General features: G+C 68.9%; 16 protein-coding genes. 9 read left to right on the plus strand and 7 right to left on the minus strand.

The window, feature by feature from the left end:
- The first annotated feature begins 52 nt into the window (after positions 1 to 52).
- Both MicroSTF_RS12620 and MicroSTF_RS12625 read left to right on the plus strand, forming a co-directional pair.
- Positions 53 to 1,249, plus strand: a complete 1,197-nt coding sequence (locus tag MicroSTF_RS12620; RefSeq protein WP_029260813.1) for a sensor histidine kinase — start codon at positions 53 to 55, stop codon at positions 1,247 to 1,249.
- Positions 1,246 to 1,893, plus strand: coding sequence for a response regulator (locus MicroSTF_RS12625; RefSeq protein WP_029260814.1), 648 nt, complete (start codon positions 1,246 to 1,248; stop codon positions 1,891 to 1,893). The genes MicroSTF_RS12620 and MicroSTF_RS12625 overlap by 4 nt, the downstream gene beginning before the upstream one ends.
- Positions 1,894 to 1,947: 54 nt before the next feature.
- Here the strand turns inward: MicroSTF_RS12625 and MicroSTF_RS12630 are convergent, their stop codons facing one another.
- Positions 1,948 to 3,186, minus strand: a complete 1,239-nt coding sequence (locus MicroSTF_RS12630; protein WP_029260815.1) for an MFS transporter — start codon at positions 3,184 to 3,186, stop codon at positions 1,948 to 1,950.
- Positions 3,187 to 3,246: 60 nt separating this feature from the next.
- On the opposite strand from MicroSTF_RS12630, the gene MicroSTF_RS12635 reads away from it, so the two are divergent.
- A complete protein-coding gene (locus MicroSTF_RS12635; protein ID WP_029260816.1) occupies positions 3,247 to 4,308 on the plus strand; it encodes a LacI family DNA-binding transcriptional regulator in 1,062 nt (353 codons plus the stop codon).
- A gap of 11 nt (positions 4,309 to 4,319) precedes the next feature.
- Here MicroSTF_RS12635 and MicroSTF_RS12640 read toward each other — a convergent pair whose 3' ends face one another.
- Positions 4,320 to 5,819: a hypothetical protein gene (locus MicroSTF_RS12640; RefSeq protein WP_297557141.1), complete on the minus strand. Its 1,500-nt coding sequence runs from the start codon at positions 5,817 to 5,819 to the stop codon at positions 4,320 to 4,322.
- A gap of 120 nt (positions 5,820 to 5,939) precedes the next feature.
- On the opposite strand from MicroSTF_RS12640, the gene MicroSTF_RS12645 reads away from it, so the two are divergent.
- From MicroSTF_RS12645 to mnhG, 6 genes are read left to right on the plus strand one after another with little or no spacing between them, the layout of a single operon-like run.
- The gene (locus MicroSTF_RS12645) at positions 5,940 to 8,909 is read left to right on the plus strand and encodes a Na+/H+ antiporter subunit A (protein ID WP_167254913.1); all 2,970 of its coding nucleotides are present in this window, start codon (positions 5,940 to 5,942) and stop codon (positions 8,907 to 8,909) included.
- Positions 8,909 to 9,517, plus strand: coding sequence for a Na(+)/H(+) antiporter subunit C (locus MicroSTF_RS12650; protein WP_021200074.1), 609 nt, complete (start codon positions 8,909 to 8,911; stop codon positions 9,515 to 9,517). The genes MicroSTF_RS12645 and MicroSTF_RS12650 overlap by 1 nt, the downstream gene beginning before the upstream one ends.
- Positions 9,514 to 11,064: a Na+/H+ antiporter subunit D gene (locus tag MicroSTF_RS12655; protein WP_021200075.1), complete on the plus strand. Its 1,551-nt coding sequence runs from the start codon at positions 9,514 to 9,516 to the stop codon at positions 11,062 to 11,064. The genes MicroSTF_RS12650 and MicroSTF_RS12655 overlap by 4 nt, the downstream gene beginning before the upstream one ends.
- Positions 11,064 to 11,654 carry a Na+/H+ antiporter subunit E gene (locus tag MicroSTF_RS12660; protein WP_021200076.1) on the plus strand — a complete coding sequence of 197 codons (591 nt, stop codon included), beginning with the start codon at positions 11,064 to 11,066 and terminating at the stop codon, positions 11,652 to 11,654. Before MicroSTF_RS12655 ends, MicroSTF_RS12660 begins: the two co-directional genes overlap by 1 nt.
- On the plus strand, positions 11,651 to 11,920 hold the full coding sequence (locus tag MicroSTF_RS12665) for a monovalent cation/H+ antiporter complex subunit F (protein ID WP_021200077.1): 270 nt from the start codon (positions 11,651 to 11,653) through the stop codon (positions 11,918 to 11,920). Before MicroSTF_RS12660 ends, MicroSTF_RS12665 begins: the two co-directional genes overlap by 4 nt.
- Entirely contained in the window at positions 11,917 to 12,306 is a 390-nt protein-coding gene (gene mnhG / locus MicroSTF_RS12670) for a monovalent cation/H(+) antiporter subunit G (protein WP_021200078.1), read from the plus strand. Before MicroSTF_RS12665 ends, mnhG begins: the two co-directional genes overlap by 4 nt.
- A gap of 88 nt (positions 12,307 to 12,394) precedes the next feature.
- Here the strand turns inward: mnhG and MicroSTF_RS12675 are convergent, their stop codons facing one another.
- The 5 genes from MicroSTF_RS12675 to MicroSTF_RS12695 all read right to left on the minus strand — a co-directional run bounded on the left by MicroSTF_RS12675 (position 12,395) and on the right by MicroSTF_RS12695 (position 19,196).
- Positions 12,395 to 13,156 (minus strand): alpha/beta fold hydrolase, encoded by a 762-nt coding sequence (locus MicroSTF_RS12675; RefSeq protein ID WP_021200079.1) that lies wholly within the window; start codon positions 13,154 to 13,156, stop codon positions 12,395 to 12,397.
- 58 nt (positions 13,157 to 13,214) lie between these two features.
- Positions 13,215 to 15,872 (minus strand): penicillin acylase family protein, encoded by a 2,658-nt coding sequence (locus tag MicroSTF_RS12680; RefSeq protein WP_322956053.1) that lies wholly within the window; start codon positions 15,870 to 15,872, stop codon positions 13,215 to 13,217.
- A 137-nt stretch (positions 15,873 to 16,009) separates the two neighbouring features.
- On the minus strand, positions 16,010 to 17,845 hold the full coding sequence (locus MicroSTF_RS12685; RefSeq protein ID WP_322956055.1) for a YhgE/Pip family protein: 1,836 nt from the start codon (positions 17,843 to 17,845) through the stop codon (positions 16,010 to 16,012).
- On the minus strand, positions 17,842 to 18,546 hold the full coding sequence (locus tag MicroSTF_RS12690; protein WP_021200082.1) for a hypothetical protein: 705 nt from the start codon (positions 18,544 to 18,546) through the stop codon (positions 17,842 to 17,844). Before MicroSTF_RS12690 ends, MicroSTF_RS12685 begins: the two co-directional genes overlap by 4 nt.
- Positions 18,543 to 19,196, minus strand: a complete 654-nt coding sequence (locus MicroSTF_RS12695; RefSeq protein ID WP_136024327.1) for a TetR/AcrR family transcriptional regulator — start codon at positions 19,194 to 19,196, stop codon at positions 18,543 to 18,545. The genes MicroSTF_RS12690 and MicroSTF_RS12695 overlap by 4 nt, the downstream gene beginning before the upstream one ends.
- Positions 19,197 to 19,257: the final 61 nt, after the last annotated feature.

Consider the following 19,257-nt stretch of genomic DNA (forward strand, 5'->3'; position numbering starts at 1 on the left):
CCTCATCCCTTCGTCGGATGCGCGAGTGCGCGCGCCGTGGTTGCATGAGGGCATGCACGAGCAGGTCGAAGGCGGGTTCGGAGCCTGGTACCGCCGGCACCGCTGGTGGGCGGATCCGCTCGGGATGGCGATCCTGGCGGTCGTCATGGCGGGCTTCGGGTTCCGCGGCATCTGGGGTCCGTTCTCGATCCTCGAGACCTCCGTCTCGCCGTGGTGGGCACTGGCCCTCGCGCTTCCAGCTTGCGCGCTCGCCCTCGTCAAGCGGCGTATGCCCGTGACGGTCCTCGCGCTGGTCACGCTCCTCTTCGTGGTCGATCTGCTCACCGTCGGCGGCATCGGCACGCTCGTGGTGCTGCTGGACGTGTTGTGGACGGCGGCGTTCCTGGCGGGGCCGCAGGGGAGGCGGGTGCTGCTCCTCCTGCTGGGCGCTTCGACGATCATCTTCTTCCTCGCCGCCTGGTTCTTCACCGACGTGCCGTTCGCCGTGGCCTTCCTCATCGGCGTGCAGTTCGGCGCGATCTTCGGCACCGACTACTGGTGGGCGGTGGCGGTCTCCCAGGCCCACGAACTCGCCGAGCTGCATCGTCAGCGAGCGGAAGAGGCCGCCGCCGCCGCCGAGCGGGACCGCGTCGAAGCGGTGCAGCGTGAGCGCGAGACGATGGCGAGAGAGCTGCACGATGTCGTCGCCGGTCACGTGATGGCGATGGCGATCCGTGCCGAAGCGGCTTTGTCGTCCGCACCCGACCGTGCCAGGGATCGAGAAGCCCTGCAGGCTGTGCGCGACGCGGGACTCGATGCTCATGGTGCGCTGCGATCCATGATCTCGGTGCTCCGTCGCGGCGACGGGACTCTGGCGCCCGCACCGCGCTGGGCGGATCTCGGCGGAATCGTGCAGGAGGCGGAGCGGGCAGGGCTCGTCGTGCATCTCGTCGTCGATGACATCGAGGACATCGGTGCGGCACGCGAGCAGGCCGTCATCCGCATCGTGCGTGAGGCGCTGAACAACTGCATCCGCCATGCGAGCGGCGCCGTCGTCGACATCACGGTTCAGGAGCAGGACTCCGAGGTGCGGGTCGAGGTGCGCTCGCGTGGCGGTGCGCCCAGCCGCGCGGCTGCACACGGCGACGAAGGCTGGGGGCTGCAGATGCTCCGGGAACGCGTCGGCGCGTTGGACGGCGTCTTCTCCGCGGGGCCGACCCCGGGTGGATGGGCGGTCGAGGGGCGCATCCCGATGGAGGTGCGGGCATGACGGCGCCGACCGTGCTGCTGGCCGATGATCACAGCGCGATCAGGGCGGGCCTGCGCATCATGCTCGAGACACAGGGCATCTCGGTGGTCGGAGAGGCCGCGGATGGTGAGGTCGCTGTCCGCAACGCCGCGGCACTGCGCCCCGACGTCGTGCTCATGGATGTGCGGATGCCGGGGCGCGACGGGATCTCGGCCACCAGAGAGATCGTCGAGCGCGGTCTCGGCGACGTCCTGGTCCTGACGAGCTTCGACGAAGACGACCTCGTGTTCGGGGCCATCCGCGCCGGGGCCGTCGGATTCCTGCTCAAGACGGTCGACGCCCCTACCCTCGGGCAGGCTGTCCGCGCGGTCGCCGCGGGCGACGGCGCTCTGGATCCGCGGGTGACGAGACGTGCGCTCGCCGCCGTCGCCGAGAACGCCGCGCTTCCCGTGCCGGTGCCGGATGCGGGGAGGCTCGCGAATCTGACCGGCCGGGAGCAGGAAGTGCTCGAGGGGATCCTGCAGGGGTGGTCGAACGCTCAACTCGCCGCACGGCTGTGCATCTCGGTGCCGACGGTCAAGACTCATGTCTCGAATGTGCTCACGAAGCTCGGCGCGCGCAGCCGTTCACACGCGGCAGCGCTCGTCCGCGGTGGCGAGGACTGAACCTCCCTCCGACGCCGTGATCACTCCGCCGCCGTGATCACCCCGTCGCCGTGGTCAGCCCTGTGGAGTCGTCGCGGCCGGCGTCTTCTCGTCGTCGCGGAGCGGGCGCGCGGCGCCGGAGAACAGCCCGGACATCACGACCAGTGCGACCAGGATGAACAGCGTGTTGAGCAGACCGATGTGCTCGCTGATGACGCCGAGCACGGGAGGTCCACCCAGGAACGCGATGTAGCCGATCGTGGCCGCAGCGCTCACCCGGGCCGCTGCCTTTGCCGGATCGTCGGCCGCCGCCGACATGCCGAGCGGGAAGCCGAGGGAGGCGCCGACGCCCCAGAGCGCCGCCCCGACGAGCACGAGCGGGAAGGTGGGCGCGAGGATGAACAGCAGGATGCCCGATGCCGCCGCGACCGCGAGGATGCGCAGCACCAGCACGCGGCCGAAGCGGTCGACGAGCGGACCTCCGAACAGACGCACGACGGTCATGCCCACCGAGAACACGGCGAGCGACACGGCGCCGGTACCCTCGGCGAAGCCGTGCCCCTGCTCGGTGCCCAGGGCGATCCAGTCGTTGGCGCCGCCCTCGGCGAACGACATGCCGAGCATGACCACGCCGATCAGATAGGTGCGCGGTTCGCGCCATGCCTCGAGCGCGGTGTGCATGCGTGCACGGAAGGCCGGCTTCTCGTGCGCCGCGGGATCGAGGGCGGCCTCGCGCACCGGCACCTGGAAGAAGCAGACGATCGCGATCACGGCGATCAGTGCACCCATGACCGCGGCGTGGGCGGCGACGTTGATGGAGAGCTGCGCCGCGAGGGCGCCGATTCCCGCGCCGATGACCGTGCCGAAGCTGAAGAATGCGTGGAAGACCGGCAGGATCGTGCGGCCCATCTGCTGCTCGATCGCCGTGGCCTCGACGTTCATCATCACGTCGACCGATCCGTTGCCGAAGCCGAACAGCACCATGCCGATGATGACGACGGGAACGGAGCCGAACACATTGGCCCCGAGGCCCACGAGGACGATCCCGGATGCGAACATCAGCATCGTCAGGAGCATGCCCCGCCGGGCACCGAGGCGCGCCATCACGGCGGGACCTGTCGAGATGCCGATGATCGATGACACGCCCATGCCGAGCAGGATGAGGCCGACCTGCGCGTTGTCGAGCCCCAGCGCCTCCTTGATACCGGGCACGCGCGACGCCCAGGTGGCGATCGACAGCCCGCTCGCGAGGAAGATGGCGAAGATCGCCGCGCGCCAGCGCACGAACTGCGAACGGGAGAGGGCTGTTTCCATGCCGGACAGCCTATCGAATCGATTCGACCGAAGGGAACCGTGGGGAGCTATCCTCGAAGTATGAGCAGTCAGGAGACGCCGCGTCGGCCCACGATCGCCGACGTCGCACGTGAGGCGGGCGTGGCGACGTCCACCGCCTCGGTCGTCTTCAGCGGCAAGGCGAATGTGGCGGCCGCAACGCGGGAGCGTGTGCTCGCCGCGGCGTCGGACCTCGGATACGCGGGTCCGGATCCCCGCGCGGCGTCGCTGCGTCGCGGACGCAGCGGCATCGTCGCCGTCGTTCTCGAGGGGCATCTGCGCGCGGCATTCCTCGATCCGGTGACGACGGCCATGATGGACGGCCTCACCGACGGTCTCGCCGACCTCAGCGCGGGCATCCTCCTGATGCGCGACGAACCGGGGGAGGAGGGGGCCGCCATCACGAACGCCCCCGTAGACGCCTTCGTCCTGATCGGATGCTCGGGGCGCACGAAGGCCTCGCTCGAGGTGGTCGTCGGCCGTGGTCTGCCGGTGGTCGTGATCGAAGGAGATGCCGGTGAGGATATCCCCCGCATCACGCTCGACAACGTCGCAGCGTCCGCCGACGTCGCGCGGCACGTCCACGACCTCGGTCACCGCGACGTGGCGCTGGTCACGCTCTCGCTCGACAGCGAACGGGAACGGGCACTGGTGACCCCCGAACGGATCGCGAACGCGACCGTCGACGTCTCGGTGCATCGCCTCGAGGGGATGCGTCAGGTGTTCCCCGATGCGCCGGCGATCTCGGCGTCCGGCAGCCTCATCGACGAGGGCGTGCTGGTCGGACGGATGCTTCTGACCGACCCCGCCACCCGCCCGACGGCCGTGCTCGCCCAGAGCGACCTGCTCGCGGTCGGGGTGATCCGAGCGGCCGAGGAACTGGGGCTCCGCGTGCCCGAGGACCTCTCGGTCGCCGGTTTCGACGGGATCCCGCTCGACGGCTTCGGGGATCTCACCCTCACCACCAGCGTGCAACCGGCGGTCGAGAAGGGTCGCGCGGCGGGGGAGCAGGTCGCCCGCATGCTCCGCGGAGAACCGGGCGAGACGCAGCATCTCACCTGTGTGTTCCGCGCCGGCACGACCACCGGCCCCGTTCCGCGCTGAGCGGCGCCCGCTCAGCTGCGCTGCGGACCGAGCGGCAGGCCGTTCTCCCCGAAATCGAGGATGCGGTAGCGCCCGCAGTCGATCACCTCGTCAGGGATGACCGGTGACGAGAGGCGCCAGGGGACCGTCTGGGCGTCCTCCACGAGGAATGACACCTCACCGACATCGAAATCCGCTCGGTTCACGAGCCACGCGTAGCCGTTGAGCTCATGATCGACCTGCACGAGACGGGCGGGATCCTCCAGATGCAGCTTCGGCAGGCGTACCGTCCAGAACTGGCCGGCCCCGACCCGGCCCGACGCATCGACCCAGTCGGTCACACAGGCGAGATCGGCATCGGGGGCGGCGCTCGCAGCGGCGAGCCGGGGAACGCTGAGCGTGCCGCCGATCACGAGCACCACGGTGGCGGCCGCCGCGAGGAGAGCACCGGCACGCCGCGGCACCAGCCAGGCACGGGGAGCCGCCACCAGGGCGAGCACCGGCGCGAAGACGAGGGGCTGCAGGTACCGCGCGGCGTGGGTGCCGAGAGCGATCGCGCCGATCGCGACGAGCACGGGGGTGACCCACGCGACGGTCGCGACGAACCGCGTGCCGGGATCGCCCGCTCGCGCCGTGCGCGCGATGGCCGACGCGATGAGGGCGAGCACGATCAGGGCGCCGATGATGCCGGCGGGCGTCGCCGTGCGGTCGAGGAGAAGGGTTCCGTAGTAGCCCGCCGACTCCGGCCAGAGTTCGGGCTGGGCGTAGCCGGCTCCGGTGTTGGCGATCCATGCCCGAAGAGGAATGCGACCGAGGGAGCCCATCGCGGTGCCCAGGACCAGCACGACGAGCATCGTCGCCGTGCGGGTGCGTCGAGGCGACCGGATGAGCATCACGGCGAGGAGAAGAGCGATCGGAACCGTCGCCCAGGCGGCGAACAACGGGTTGGAGAGGGTGGACACGGCGGCCGTCGCGCCCAGAGCGACCAACGACCCGGTTCCGCCCTCGTCGCGGTCGATCACCCGACGCACCAGACCGACGGACAGCACGACGGCGATCACCGTCGAGCAGTAATACGTGGTGGTGAGCAGCAGGGAGGCGAGTTCGAGCGCGTCCCGAGAACCCGAGACATCGGTCATCGCCAAGATGCCGAAGACCGCGAGCCCGAGGAGTGCCCAGCTGACCGGGGCGGTGTCGTCGCGTCGACGGCCCGAGACCAGCCGGAGGGCCCCGTAGAGAGCGAGCATGTTGATGACGGCATTGATCGTGAGCAATCCGTTCACGTCGACGGGCAGCACCGCATCGAGGCCGGCGAACACAGCAGACTCGGGCAGGAACAGCACGCTGGACATCGCCCAATCCAGCGGAGCGCCGGACAGGACGGATCGTGCGAACATCGCCACGACCAGGGAATCTCCATCGCGGAACAGCAGGTCGGCGCGAGCGGATGAAGCGACCTGCGCCACCGTGATCATCGCCACGGCCAGTGCCCCCACCCAGCCCGCGAGCTCTCGAACCCAGACCCGCCGCATGGGGCTACTCTCGCACGATCGTGCAAACGTGGACCGCAGGAACCTCTCGCGCCGGTAAACTGGTCTGACACCCGCCCGCCTGTGCCGAAATGGCCGACGAGCCCTGAGGGAGCCGCGTATATGCTGATGCTCCTCGCTGTATTCCTCCTCGGGTCGCTGTTGATGCCCGTTCTGGTGCGCTGGCTCGGAGCTCAGGCTTTCGCCATCGCCGCCCTCGTCCCGGCCGCCGCCTTCGTGCATGCACTCGTCATGACGCCGCAGGTGCTCGACGGGCCGGTACCGTTCGAGTCGGTCGAGTGGATCCCCCAACTGGGTCTGAACCTCTCCATGAACATGGACGTGCTCGGCTGGGTGCTCACCCTGATCGTCACGGGCGTCGGGGCACTGGTTCTCCTCTACTGCCGTTGGTACTTCTACGAGGACTCGGCGGGCGTCGGACAGTTCGCCGGCGTGCTGTTGGGCTTCGCGGGCGCGATGTACGGACTGGTCCTGACCGATGACCTCGTGATCCTCGTCATGTTCTGGGAAGTCACGAGCATCCTCTCGTACCTCCTCATCGGTCACTACCGCCGCCGTGCCGCCAGCCGTCGTGCGGCGCTGCAGGCTCTGCTGGTGACGACGCTCGGTGGCCTCGTGATGTTCGTGGGCGTCGTGCTGCTCGTGGTCGACACCGGCACCTCGAGCATCCGCGAGATCCTCGTCATCGCGCCCAGCGGACCTCTCGTCGATGCTGCGATCGTCATGCTCCTGATCGGGGCGATCAGCAAGTCGGCACTGTTCCCCTTCCACTTCTGGCTCCCCGGTGCGATGGCCGCGCCCACGCCGGTGAGCGCGTATCTGCACGCCGCCGCGATGGTGAAGGCCGGCATCTACCTGATCGCCCGGTTCGCGCCGATCTTCGCGTTCAGCACCACCTGGCGGCCGATCGTCATCACCCTGGGCATCATCACGATGCTGCTCGGGGGCATCCAGGCGTTGCGTGAGACCGACCTCAAGCGCATTCTCGCCTTCGGCACGGTCAGCCAGCTCGGCTTCTTCGCGATCGTCGTCGGCTACGGCACGCAAGCGGCGGCGCTCGCCGGTCTCGCCCTGGTCATCGGGCACGCGCTGTTCAAGTCGGCGCTCTTCCTGATCGTCGGCGTCATCGACCGTCAGCTGTCCACCCGCGACATCAACGAGCTCTCCGGCGTCGGTCGGCAGGCGCCCGTCATGGCGACCGCGGCATTCATCTCCGTGGCATCGATGGCGGGCATAGCGCCGACCATCGGCTTCGTCGCCAAGGAATCCACGCTCACCGCCCTCCTCGACGACGCACAAGGCGGATCCCCGTGGGGACTCGTCGCCCTCATCGGTATCGTCCTCGGATCCATGCTGACTGCGGCATATGGGGTGCGTTTCCTCTGGGGCGCGTTCTGGAAGAAGCGCGATGAGCAGGGCCAGCAACTCCCCGACACAGCCTGGCCCGACCCGCCGGTCGGCTTCCTCTCGGCCCCGATCATCCTCGCCGGCGTCACGCTCGCGGCGGGGATCGGCGCCCCCGCTCTCGACACGGCTCTGCAGGGGTACGCCCTCACCGCGACCCCGGGGCTCGACCATGCGGGCGAAGCCGTCGAGGGCCCCGGCCATCTCGCGCTGTGGCACGGCTTCGAGCCCGCACTGGGCATCTCGATCCTGTCGATCCTGCTCGGCATCGGGCTGTTCCTGGTCACCCGCAGGACCGGATGGGATCGCAAGCCGCGGATCCTGCGATTCACCGCGGCCGACGTCTACTACTTCGTCATGCGCGGCGTCGACCGGCTCTCGGTGCTCAGCACCACGCTCACCCAGCGGGGCTCGCTGCCGGTGTACGTCGGCACCATCTTCGTGGTGTTCGTCGCCGCCGAGGTCACGGCCCTCATCGCGAGCGACATCGATCGGTACAACCTGTCCCTCTGGCACACCCCGGCGCAGATCGTGGTCGCGCCGATCATGGCGATCGCCGGCATCTTCGCCGTCCGTGCGCAGAAGCGCTACACCGGCGTGGTGCTCGTCTCGGTCACCGGACTCGGCATGGTCGTGCTGTTCGCGACGAGCGGTGCACCCGACCTCGCGCTGACGCAGATCCTGGTCGAGACGGTCACGATGGTCACGTTCGCGCTGGTGCTCCGTCGCCTCCCCGCGCGGATGGGCGAGCACAACGCCTCGGTCGGGCGCATCCCCCGCGCGCTGCTGGCGATCGGCGTGGGCGTCACGATGGCCTTCGTCGCCGTCGTCGCCACCCAGTCGCGCATCGCCGACCCGATCTCGGAGGCGTTCCCGAAGCTCGCGTACGAGATCGGACACGGCAAGAACGTCGTCAACGTGGCGCTGGTCGACCTGCGCGGCTGGGACACCATGGGCGAGCTCTCGGTGCTCGTGCTCGCCGCGACCGGTGTGGCCTCCCTGGTGTTCGTCACGCACCGCGCCGACCTGCTCGCCGCCACCAAGAACCTTCCCCGGGCGACGCGCAAGGCCGCACGCAGCCGCCCGCTCGTCGAGACGACCGAGGGCATCCGATTCCAGACCTCCGAGAACGAGAGCAGCCCGCGGGCGTGGCTCGTCGGCGGTCAGAAGATGAAGCCCGAGAACAGGTCGATCCTGCTCGAGGTGATCGTCCGCATCCTGTTCCACACCATCATCGTGGTGTCGATCTTCCTGCTGTTCTCCGGCCACAATCTGCCGGGCGGCGGCTTCGCCGGCGGTCTCGTCGCGGGCATGGCACTCGTGATGCGCTACATCGCCGGCGGACGCTGGGAGCTGGGCGCCGCGGCCCCCACGGATGCGGGACGACTGCTCGGCACCGGCCTGATCCTCGCCGTCGGCACGGCGGTCGTTCCCCTGTTCTTCGGTCTCGCGCCCCTGACCAGCACCTTCTGGGAGTGGGAGATCCCCGGCATCGGACACATGGAGTTCGTCACCTCGACCATCTTCGACATCGGCGTGTACCTCGTCGTGATCGGGCTCGTCCTCGACGTGCTGCGCAGTCTGGGCGCCGAGGTCGACCGTCAGGCGGCGCTGCGCACCACACCGGGTCCTGAAGGATTCCTCTCCCGGGGCGGGAGGAGCAGCTGATGGACGTCTCCCTCACCCTGATCGTCATCATGGCCATCCTCTTCGCGTGCGGCGTGTACGCGATGCTGGAGCGCAGCCTGACCCGTGTGCTGATCGGCTTCCTGCTGCTCGGCAACGCCACGAACCTGCTGCTCCTGATCGTGATGGGCGTTCCCGGCAACGCGCCGTTCTTCGGGACGGAAGGGGAGATGAGCGACCCGCTCCCGCAGGCGCTCACCCTCACCGCCATCGTCATCACGTTCGCGGTCTCGGCTTTCCTGCTCGCCCTGATCTACCGCTCCTGGCAACTGGGTCAGGCCGACACGGTCGAGGACGACGAGGCCGACATCGCGCTCCGCGAGCGCACAGATGCCGACGAAGACCTCATGGACGACGAGTCCGAGACCGACGACGACGAGGCGACCACCGACTTCGTCGGCGTGCAGACTGCGCCGATCACGGTGCTGCACATGCGCGATCATCCCTCGATCCACGACGATGCTCCGTTCGACGCCCCGACCGGGTGGGGGAGCGAGCCCTCCGAACCGTCAGAACCCTCCGACGAGGGCCGTGAACCGCGCCCCGACCAACCCCATGACCGCGACGAGAACGAGGAGGGCAAGCCATGACCGCCCTCGTCCCGCTCCTCGTCGCACTGCCTCTGCTGGGCGCCGCGGTCACCCTCGTCTTCGGTCGCAATGCGCGCCTGCAGGTCGTCGTCACGGTCGCCACTCTCGCCGCCGTCTCGGTCATCGCCGCCGTGCTCCTGGTCGTGGTCGATTCCGGTGCTCCGCTGGCGGTGTCGGTCGGCGGCTGGCCCGTGCCGTTCGGCATCGTGCTCTACGTCGACAGGCTCGCCGCCCTCCTCGTGCTCATCTCCAGCATCGTGCTGCTCGCGGTCCTGCTCTTCTCCATCGGCCAGGGTGCCGCAGACGGCACCGACGAGACGCCGATCTCGATCTTCAACCCGTCGTACCTGATCCTCGCGGCCGGCATCTTCAACGCCTTCATCGCGGGCGACCTGTTCAACCTCTACGTCGGCTTCGAGATCCTGCTCGTCGCGTCGTACGTGTTGATCACCCTCGGCAGCACCGAGTCCCGCATCCGTACCGGCGCGGTCTACATCGTGGTGTCGCTGGTCTCGTCGATCCTGTTCCTCGCGTCGATCGCGATGATCTACGGCGCACTCGGCACGGTCAACATGGCCCAGATCGCCGAGCGCATGTCGGAGCTCCCGCAGGAGACGCAGCTGGTGCTGCACCTGATGCTCGTGGTCGCCTTCGGCATCAAGGCCGCCATCTTCCCGGTGTCGTTCTGGCTGCCGGACTCGTACCCGACCGCACCGGCCCCGGTCACCGCCGTGTTCGCCGGCCTGCTGACGAAGGTCGGCGTGTACGCGCTGATCCGCACCGAGACCCAGCTCTTCGCCTCGAACAGCATCGACACGCTGCTCTTGATCATCGCGCTCGCGACCATGATCGTCGGAGTGCTCGGTGCCGTCGCACAGGCCGAGCTCAAGCGAATCCTGTCGTTCACACTGGTCAGCCACGTCGGCTACATGATCTTCGGCCTCGCGATAGCGACCCCCGCCGCGATCGGCGCCACGGTGTACTACATCGTGCACCACATCGTCGTGCAGACCACCCTGTTCCTCGCCGTCGGGCTCGTGGAACGTCGAGCCGGAAGCACCTCGATCCTGCGGGTCAAGGGGCTGCTGAAGGTCGCCCCCCTGATCGCCGTCCTCTACTTCGTCCCCGCGATCAACCTCGGCGGACTGCCGCCCTTCTCCGGCTTCATCGGCAAGTTCGCCCTCTTCGAGGCGGCGGCCTCGGTCGGCACACCGATCATGATCGTGCTGATCTTCGGCGGCATCGTCACGTCGCTGCTGACCCTCTACGCCCTGATGCGCGCCTGGAACCTCGCCTTCTGGCGCGAAGAGGAGGACTCCACCGAGACCGAGGGACGCATCTCGTACCTCGGCAACGCGCCGGCGGCCGATGAGCAGCAGGAGCGCCGTCGCATCCCGAAGATCATGACCGTGGCGACCGGCGGCATGGTCGCGGTCACGCTCGCGTTGACGATCTTCGCTGGTCCTCTCTACGCCCTCTGCGACCGCATCGGCGCCGCACTGCTGCAGCCGGTGAGCCTCGTGCAACTGGAAGAGGAGGTGGGCTGATGGCGCGCGACACCCGACGTCACCTCTGGCGCGACATTCGCGTGCAGCTGCCCTTCCTCGCCTGGCTCGTGGTGCTCTGGATGCTGCTGTGGGCGCAGTTCACGGTGCTGTCGTTCCTCACCGGACTCGTCGTCGCGATCTTCGTCACCCGCGTGTTCCGCCTGCCGACCGTCGCGCTCTCCGGCCGCATCAACCTCTGGTACGCCGCACTGTTCGTGGTGCAATTCCTGTTCGCGGTGCTGAGCGGTGCTCTCTCGGTCACGGTGCAGGTGTTCGACTTCCGTCGCCAGCCCGGCACGGCCATCATCGCGGTGCCGCTGCGGTATGCCGACGACCTGGTGATGACGCACGTCGCCGTCGTGTCGTCGCTGATCCCCGGGTCTCTCGTCGTGGAGACCGACCGCGACCGGCGGATCCTGTACCTGCACGTGATCGGGGTCCGGAATCTCGACGACGTGGAGAAGCAGCGCGCCGGCGTGCTCCGGTGGGAGCGACGCGTGGTGCGTGCGCTCGGCGACCCCGATCAATATCGTGCCCTCAAGGCCGACGAGCGCGCGGGCCTCGGAACGATGAAGGGCGGTGCCCGATGAACATCCTCCTGCTGCTGATCATGGTGGTGTTCGGCATCGCCGCTGTGCTCGCGCTGATCCGCATCGTGCGCGGACCGTCGATCCTCGACCGCGCCGTCGCCTCCGACGTGCTGCTCACCGAGGTGATGTGCGTGATCGGCGCCGAGATGGCGATCAACGGTCACACTCGCAACATCCCCGTGCTCTTGATCATCGCGGCGATCGGAGTGTTCGGGTCGATCGCCGTCGCCCGGTTCGTCGCGAGAAGGGACAACACGACACCATGAACGTGTTCGGTCTCATGATCCCGGATGCCGTCATCGACGTGGCGGTCCTGGTGCTCATCCTGCTCGGAGCGCTGCTGTGCCTGTCGGCGGCGGTCGGTCTGCTGCACTTCCGCGATGTGCCGTCGCGACTGCACGCGGCGACCAAGCCTCAGGTGCTCGGACTGCTGCTCATCTGCATCGCGATCGCGCTGTCGCAGCGGTCGGTCGGCGGCATCCTGATCGGGTTCGTGCTGGTCGCCCCGGTCGTGCTCATGCAGTTCGCCACGGCTCCGCTCTCGGCGCACATGGTCGGACGGCAGGCGTATCGCAACGGCACCATCGAGCAGCGCGGCCTCGTCGTCGACGAGCTCTCCGAGTCGAAGCAGACCCCGCCCGCTGCGGGCTGACATCGAGCTCTGATCCTGCCGGCTGCGCCGGGCGCTCGATGCCGGCGCGCCTGATCCCGCGGGCCGCTCATGAGGAGGGCCCGGGGCGTCAGAGGCGAGCGGTGAACTCGTGGATCAGGCGCGCCGCGGGTTCGGAGTCGCTGATCAGCGTGCCGTGACCGTGGTCGGGGATGACTTCGAGGTCGGCGCCGGGGATGGCGTCGATGATCTCGCGGCACCAGCTCATCGGAGCCAGCGGATCGCTTTCCCCGCGCAGCACGAGCACGGGGCACTGGATGCGCACGAAGGCGTCTTCGGGCTCGTGCACGATGGTCGCACGCATCTTCCGGAACAGGTGGGGGCCGCCGCGGAGGTACTCCCGGGCCCCGCGCCAGATGACCAGGGGGCGTTCGCCGATGAGGTCGGTGAGCAGATACCGCGCCTGCGCGCCGATGTTGCGCGCGGCCTTGTTCACGGTGGGGCCGGCGAGCACCACTCCCTCGACCAGGGACGGATGCCGCGCGGCGAGCTCGGCGGCGATCTGACTGCCCATCGAGTGCCCGATCACGACGACGGGGCCCGAGTCGACGTGCTGCAGGTAGGCCGCGACGAGGTCGGCATGCCGTTCCATGGTGAGCGTGCGGGTGGGCTCGGGCGCCTCGCCGAATCCGGGCAGATCGAGGGCGATGACCCTTCCCTCGAGACGTTGCACGATATCGAGATAGACGCTCCGCCCCATGCCGATGCCGTGCAGGAGCAGATACGTGTGCGGGCCCTCACCGAACGTCTCGGCGATGAGGGTCGCACCTGCGTGCTCGAACTCCAGGAGCGTGACGGGGGTGCCCTTGGGGGCGAGATAGGCGGATGGCACCCGTCAACGCTAGCCGAGCATCCTGGGGCGCTGCTTCAGATGCCCAGAGAGCCGTCGTTCAGCCGGCCGGGGTGAGCACCAGGGTGTTGACCGCCGCTGCCTTCACGGCCTTCGCCGAGTACGCCCACGGCTTCTGGATGCCCGCTGCCCAGTCCGCCGTCTGATCCGTGTAGTGCTCGTTGTACGCGTGACCCGAGGCGCCGGTGAGATGATTCCAGGTCGAGGCGTCGAAGTCGGAAAGGTCGACGACCATGCGCATCGACGGCACGGTCGTGGTGGCGTACGAGACCCCGAGCTCCCATCCGGTCGCGTTCACCACCGAGGCCCCTCCGCTGACCGGGAAAGGTCCACGGTTGAAGAGTGCTTCGATCGGCGCGATGCCCGAGGAGCCGAGTGTCTCGCTGGTGAGGGTGATCGCGTGCAGGTCGCCCCAGTTCCAGCGTGAGACGGTGGTGCCCTGCAGGGCGGCGAGCTCGTCGTAGGCCTCTTCCGCCGACAGCGCCAGCATCCGCTCCATCCCGTCGACGTCGATCTGCGCGTTGACCCAGAGCGGGTCGGAAGGGTCTGCCAGCATGTCGGAGACGACGGTGAAGAGCCGACCTTGGCCGTCGATGGGGAGCGGCTGAGCGCGCTCGGCGAAGATGTTCTGCACCAGGTTCGACCACAGCACGTTCGCGTAGGCCGCAGCCGCCGACGATGCGGAGTTCTGCCCGTCCCACCCCTGCAGCAGTTCCACGGCCGCGGTCGGGCCTGCACCGGACACGTCGACGTCGGCCATGGCGGTCGCCAGCTGGGTGCCGATCCACATCTCGTTGTCCATCTGGATCTCGCGCATGTCGTCGGCGGTCAGCGGTGCGACGGCCGCGCGTCGCTCGATGAGGTGTGCGATCCGGGCGGCGCGGTAGCCGTAGTCCCAGTCGCGCGAGAGGAAGTAGGCGTAGTCGTCGGTGACGATCGCGTTGTTCGCGGTCACGATGTAGCCCGAGGTGGGGTTGTACGAGACCGGCAGCTCCTCGAACGGGATGAACCCCGTCCAGTCGTAGCTGCTGTCCCACCCGGGCTGCGGCATCCATCCGTCGCCCGCGCCGCGGATCGGAAGGCGGCCGGGTGTCTGGTAGCCGATGTTGCCCTCGGTGTCGGCGTAGATGAGGTTCTGCGCCGGCACGTCGAAGAGCGAGGCCGCGTAGCGGAAGTCGTCGAAGTCCTGCGCGGTGGAGAGCGCGAAGATGGCCGTCGCAGCCGTACCGGGATCGAGCGCGGTCCACCGCAGACTCACGGCGTACTCGGCATCGTCGGAACCGGGGGGTGCGGACGCCGGGGCGATGGCTTCGGCGCCGAGGGCGGGTTCCGGGGCCCCCGCGATCGCCGTGAAGTCGTCCGTGAGTCCGGAGATGAGGGGCCCGTGGACGGTCGAGCGGATGGTCAGCTCGATGTCGTCGCCGCCCGCGACCTTGATCGTCTCGGTGCGCTCCTCGAGAGGCACCAGTGCTCCGTCGCGCCAGTACTGGTCGCCCTCGACGCGCTCGATGTAGAGGTCGGTGACATCGGTGGTGAGGTTCGTGAACCCCCAGGCGACCTTCTGGTTGTGGCCGATGACGATGCCGGGAAGGCCGGAGAACGAGAAGCCTCCCACGTCGAACGGGCACTCCTCTCTCACCGTCGAGCACTTCAACTGCACCTGGTACCAGACCGAGGGCAGCGAGGCCCCGAGGTGCGGATCGTTCGCGAGCAGGGGCATCCCGGTTTCGGTGAGGTCTCCGGAGACGACCCAGGAGTTCGAGCCGATGCCCTCGCCGACATCGCCGACCAGCACACTCGCCGCTTCGATCACGCTCGAGGTCTCCTCCCACTCGACGGTCGTCGATGCCTGCTGCGCCTCGCCGTCGGTCTCGGAGGTGGGGTAGACCGCAGGCTCCGCATCGGTGCCGAGTGCGGGAACGGTCGAGATCTTGGGCACGATCACGGGGTTCTCGTCGAACGGGTAGTCGGGGTAGAGCTTCGCCAGCAGGTCACCGGTGGCCGCGTCCTCTGCCCCGTCCGCGCCTGTGCTCAGCTCTGCGGCCAGCAGCGAGCGTTCGGTCTCGTCCTCGATGTTGCCGCGCAGGTCCCAGGCCATGGCCTTGAGCCAGGCGACGGAATCCGCGGGTTCCCACGGCTCGGGAGCGTAGTCGGGGTTCTGCAGTCCGATCACGGCGTACTCGAGCGACAGCTCGGCGCCGGAGCGCGAAGCCAGGTAGGCGTTCACGCCATCCGCATAGGCCTCGTAGTAGCCGCGCGTGGTGTCGTCCATCGCCTCGACCTCGGCCTCCGCGACCGTGCGCCATCCGAGCGTGCGGAGGAAGGCGTCGGTGCCGGCCTGCGACTCCCCGAACATCTCGGCGACGCGGCCGGCGGTCACATGGCGGCGGAAGTCCATCTCGAAGAACCGGTCCTGCGCGTGCACGAAGCCCTGCGCGTAGAACAGGTCGTCGGTCGAGTCGGCGGTGATCGTCGGGATACCGCGGTCGTCTCGCTGCACGGTCACTGCGGCCGCGAGACCGTCGAGCTCGATCGATCCCTCGGTCTGCGGGAAGGAACGCTGGATGGTCCAGGTCACGAAGAACGCCGCAGCCACGGCGATCACCACGACGGCGGCCACGACGAGGAACGCGATGCGCCCGATGCGAACGCCCAGCGGGAGGCGGGAAGGGGCAGCGGACTCCTGCGAATCGGTCATCATCGTCGAGAACACTTTCGGGTAGAAAGGTGGAACTCAGTTCCACCGAGCCCCAGCGCGCGTTTCAGGGCCGCGCCTTCGCATCATATCCGCACCGGCGCTCGCCACGAGGCGTTCCGCGACGAGCACCGGGTCGATCATCCGATCAGGCTCGGCTGCAGATCGCGCAGGGTGCGCCGATGTGTCATCCGCGTCACCCCGATCATCGCGAACAGCAGCGCGCTGACGAGCCACACGCCGAGCACGGCCAGATCCCCGCCGGCACGCGCGAAGTCGCCGCCGTACATCAGCTGTCGCATCGCATCGACGACGTAACCCAGCGGCAGCACGTGATGCAGGGCGGCGAGGGGAGCGGGCAGCGTCTGCCACGGGAACGTGCCGCCCGCGGTGACCAGTTGCAGCACCATCAGAACCAGGCCGAGGAACTGCCCGACCGATCCGAGCCAGACGTTCAGGGCGAGGATGATCGCCGCGAAGGTCGCCGACGCGAAGACCATGATGCCGAGCGTGCCGAGCGGATGGTCGAAGGTGAAGCCGAGCGTGATGGCGAGGATGCCCATCAACCCGAGCATCTGCACGGCACCGAGCATCGCCGGGGTCAGCCAGCCGGCCAGCGTGATGCGGATGGGGGAGTGCAGTGCGGTGATGGCGCGCCGGGAGATGGGCTTCACGATCAGGAAGAGGGCGTAGATGCCGATCCAGGCGGAGAGCGCGGCGAAGAAGGGGGCGAGTCCGGCACCGTAGTCCTCGGCGGAGGCGACCTTGTCGCTCGACACCTTGACCGGGTCGGCGATCGTGTCGGCCTGAAGCGAGCGCAGGTCGGGGGTGGAGGCGGGAATCGCGTCGACCCCCTGGGACAGTCCGTCGCGCAGCTCGGCCGTGCCGGAGGCGAGCGTGGCGAGTCCGTCGCGCAACTGAGAGGCACCGTCGTTCGCGGCGGAGGCACCCGTGGCGACCGCGCCGGCACCGGTGGCGAGTTCCGAGGCGCCCGAGGCGAGGGAGGCGGCACCGGCGGCGAGCTGGTCGACCTTGCCGACCGCGGCCTGCACCTGAGTGTTCCCCTCCTGCAGGTGAGCGCCGAGCGGATCGAGCGTGGCGAGCACCTGGTCGATCTCGTCGGGCGTGAGGCCCTGCTGCGTCAGGGCGTTCGCGATGTCGGTGCGCACCTGCGGCAGGGCGTTCGCGGCCTGCTGCACCGCGGATCCTGCACGGTCGGCGACGTCGGCGAGCTGACGGTTGCCCGCGCTCACCTGCTGCGCGCCGTTCGCGAGGCTCTGCGCCCCCGTGGCCAGTTGCGCCGTTCCGTCGGCGAGCTTCGCGGTGCCTTCGGCGAGCGTGGAGCTGCCGGAAGCGGCGGTGCCGGCGCCGTCGGTGAGCTGCGTGGCGCCGTCCGTCGCCGTGATCAGCTTGTCGCGCACGTCGCTGAGGCCGGTGAGCAGGCGCTCTGCGGCCTGGCTGCCGACCATCTGGGCGACCGAGCTGCGGATCTTCTCCACGGCCTGCGTGCCCATCGATGAAGCGAGGTAGTTGTTCGCGTCGTTGGTCTCGAGGTCGATGCGCGCCTGGTGCGGGTCGCTTCCCGCGGCTGAGGTGAGGGCGGAGGAGAAGTCGGCCGGGATCGTCACGGTGAAGTCCACAGTGCCGTGTTTCAGGGCTTCGGAGGCTTCGTCGGCCGACATCAGCTGCCAGTCGAAGGCGTTGCCCTTGATGAGGTTCTCGGCCACGTCCTCGCCGTAGTTCACGGTCTCGCCGGTCGCGGGTTCGGTGCCGGTGGTGGGCGCGGGGGCGCCTTCGTCGTCGACCACGAGCGCGACAGGGACCTCGGGGAACTTCGCGTACGGATCCTGGTTCGCCCAGAGGTAGAGACCGCCGTAGAGGATCGGGACGCAGATCAACGCGACCAGGGCGATGATGCCCATACGGCTCGCGGTGAGTCGCCGCAGCTCGGCGGCGATCATGGCGGGAACCTTCATCGCGCATCTCCGTTCTCACTCGTGGCGGGCGTCTCGTCGGCGGCGGGAGATGCGGGCTCGTCGATCGCGAGCGGTTCGACAGGCCCGGAGGCGTTGATCGCGTCGAACTCCTGCATCCGCTCCAGGGCGATGGCTGCCGAGCCTCCGATGATCACGAGCATCGCGTAGCCGCGGTCCGCGAATTCGCCCGCGATGCGCCACCAACCGTCGGGGCTTCCTCCGTGGCGGTCGGGCGACACGAGCACGATGCCCTCGACCCCGGATCGGAGCACCGCGAGTTCACACAGGATGCGCACGCGTGCGGCGGGATCGATGGAGCCGAACGGCACGCCGGCCAGCTCGGTGTAGCCGAGCCGCGCGAGCCAGCGTCGTGCGTGCAGCGGAGTGGCGCCGAGTCCGGCGAACATGAGCTCTTCCTCCACGACGCCGACGAGGGCGACGTCGGGGTGCGGGTCGCTGACGGCGGGGGCGTCGACCAGAGCCACGCGACGACGCAGTGCCTTCGGATCGTCGGCGGCGTCGATGCTCACGCGGCCGGTGTCGGGGCGCATGCGACCGCTCGCGATGAGTCCGAGCACCGTCGGTCGCTGCTCCGTCTCGGCCAGGGCGAAGCGCACCGAGCCGGTGTGGAACTCGAGCGAGATCGCCGGGAGTGCTTGGCCGTTGCGGCCTTTGCTCACGTCGTGCAGAGAGATCTTCATGCCCGGTCCTCCGGGGTGTTCGGGGGTTCCGTCGGGGCTGCCGCGGATGCGGCGAGGTCGGGGTGCGATGCGAGCAGCTCGTCCGCTTCGCGCCAGGAGAGTCCGGCTATGCTCAGCACCGTCCGCACGGCGAGGTCGGCGGCCCCCGTGCTGGCCGCATCCGTGCGGGAGATGACCGTGCGCGCCATCTCTTCGATGAGGCGAGCGAGGGTGGGGGCGGCGAGGTCGGTGCGGAAGCTGCCGTCGTCCTGTCCCCGGCGCACGAGCGCTGCCACAGTGCGGCGCAGGGGAGCGAGCGCGGTGGCGGTGTGTTCGACGTGCGTCTCATCGAGAGCGAGGGCGGCGGCCACCTGCACGTGCGCGGCTTCGTGCCAGAGGTGGGCGGCGAGGCGGGCGAGGGCGAGGCGGGCGTCGGTGTCGTCGATCGAGGCGGCGATGGCGTTGAACCGCTGCGCGCCGCTGGAGATGAGTTCGCGGATGAGGGCGTCGCGATCGTCGAAGTGTCCGTACAGGGTGCGTCGCGAAAGCCCGGCGCTGCGCGCGATGACGTCGACGGAGGCGTGCGGGTGCAGCGCCAGGGTCGCGCGGGCGGCGGAGAGGATGCCGGCGCGATTCTCGACGGCGTCGCGACGAGGTGCACGGGTGGTCATGAGTTCACGATAGGGATCATGCACATGAATGTGCAAGGTATGGCGTGCGGATTCGTGGAGA

Source organism: Microbacterium sp. STF-2 (assembly GCF_034650155.1).
Classification (GTDB): domain Bacteria; phylum Actinomycetota; class Actinomycetes; order Actinomycetales; family Microbacteriaceae; genus Microbacterium; species Microbacterium maritypicum_A.

Coding starts and splice junctions, on each gene's coding strand:
- MicroSTF_RS12660 (WP_021200076.1), top strand. CDS start 11,064: ATGGCGCGCGACACCCGACGTCACCTCTGGCGCGACATTCGCGTGCAG.
- MicroSTF_RS12650 (WP_021200074.1), top strand. CDS start 8,909: ATGGACGTCTCCCTCACCCTGATCGTCATCATGGCCATCCTCTTCGCG.
- MicroSTF_RS12640 (WP_297557141.1), bottom strand. CDS start 5,819: ATGCGGCGGGTCTGGGTTCGAGAGCTCGCGGGCTGGGTGGGGGCACTG.
- MicroSTF_RS12685 (WP_322956055.1), bottom strand. CDS start 17,845: ATGAAGGTTCCCGCCATGATCGCCGCCGAGCTGCGGCGACTCACCGCG.
- MicroSTF_RS12655 (WP_021200075.1), top strand. CDS start 9,514: ATGACCGCCCTCGTCCCGCTCCTCGTCGCACTGCCTCTGCTGGGCGCC.
- MicroSTF_RS12690 (WP_021200082.1), bottom strand. CDS start 18,546: ATGAAGATCTCTCTGCACGACGTGAGCAAAGGCCGCAACGGCCAAGCA.
- MicroSTF_RS12645 (WP_167254913.1), top strand. CDS start 5,940: ATGCTGATGCTCCTCGCTGTATTCCTCCTCGGGTCGCTGTTGATGCCC.
- MicroSTF_RS12620 (WP_029260813.1), top strand. CDS start 53: ATGCACGAGCAGGTCGAAGGCGGGTTCGGAGCCTGGTACCGCCGGCAC.
- MicroSTF_RS12665 (WP_021200077.1), top strand. CDS start 11,651: ATGAACATCCTCCTGCTGCTGATCATGGTGGTGTTCGGCATCGCCGCT.
- MicroSTF_RS12635 (WP_029260816.1), top strand. CDS start 3,247: ATGAGCAGTCAGGAGACGCCGCGTCGGCCCACGATCGCCGACGTCGCA.
- MicroSTF_RS12680 (WP_322956053.1), bottom strand. CDS start 15,872: ATGACCGATTCGCAGGAGTCCGCTGCCCCTTCCCGCCTCCCGCTGGGC.
- MicroSTF_RS12695 (WP_136024327.1), bottom strand. CDS start 19,196: ATGACCACCCGTGCACCTCGTCGCGACGCCGTCGAGAATCGCGCCGGC.
- MicroSTF_RS12630 (WP_029260815.1), bottom strand. CDS start 3,186: ATGGAAACAGCCCTCTCCCGTTCGCAGTTCGTGCGCTGGCGCGCGGCG.
- mnhG (WP_021200078.1), top strand. CDS start 11,917: ATGAACGTGTTCGGTCTCATGATCCCGGATGCCGTCATCGACGTGGCG.
- MicroSTF_RS12625 (WP_029260814.1), top strand. CDS start 1,246: ATGACGGCGCCGACCGTGCTGCTGGCCGATGATCACAGCGCGATCAGG.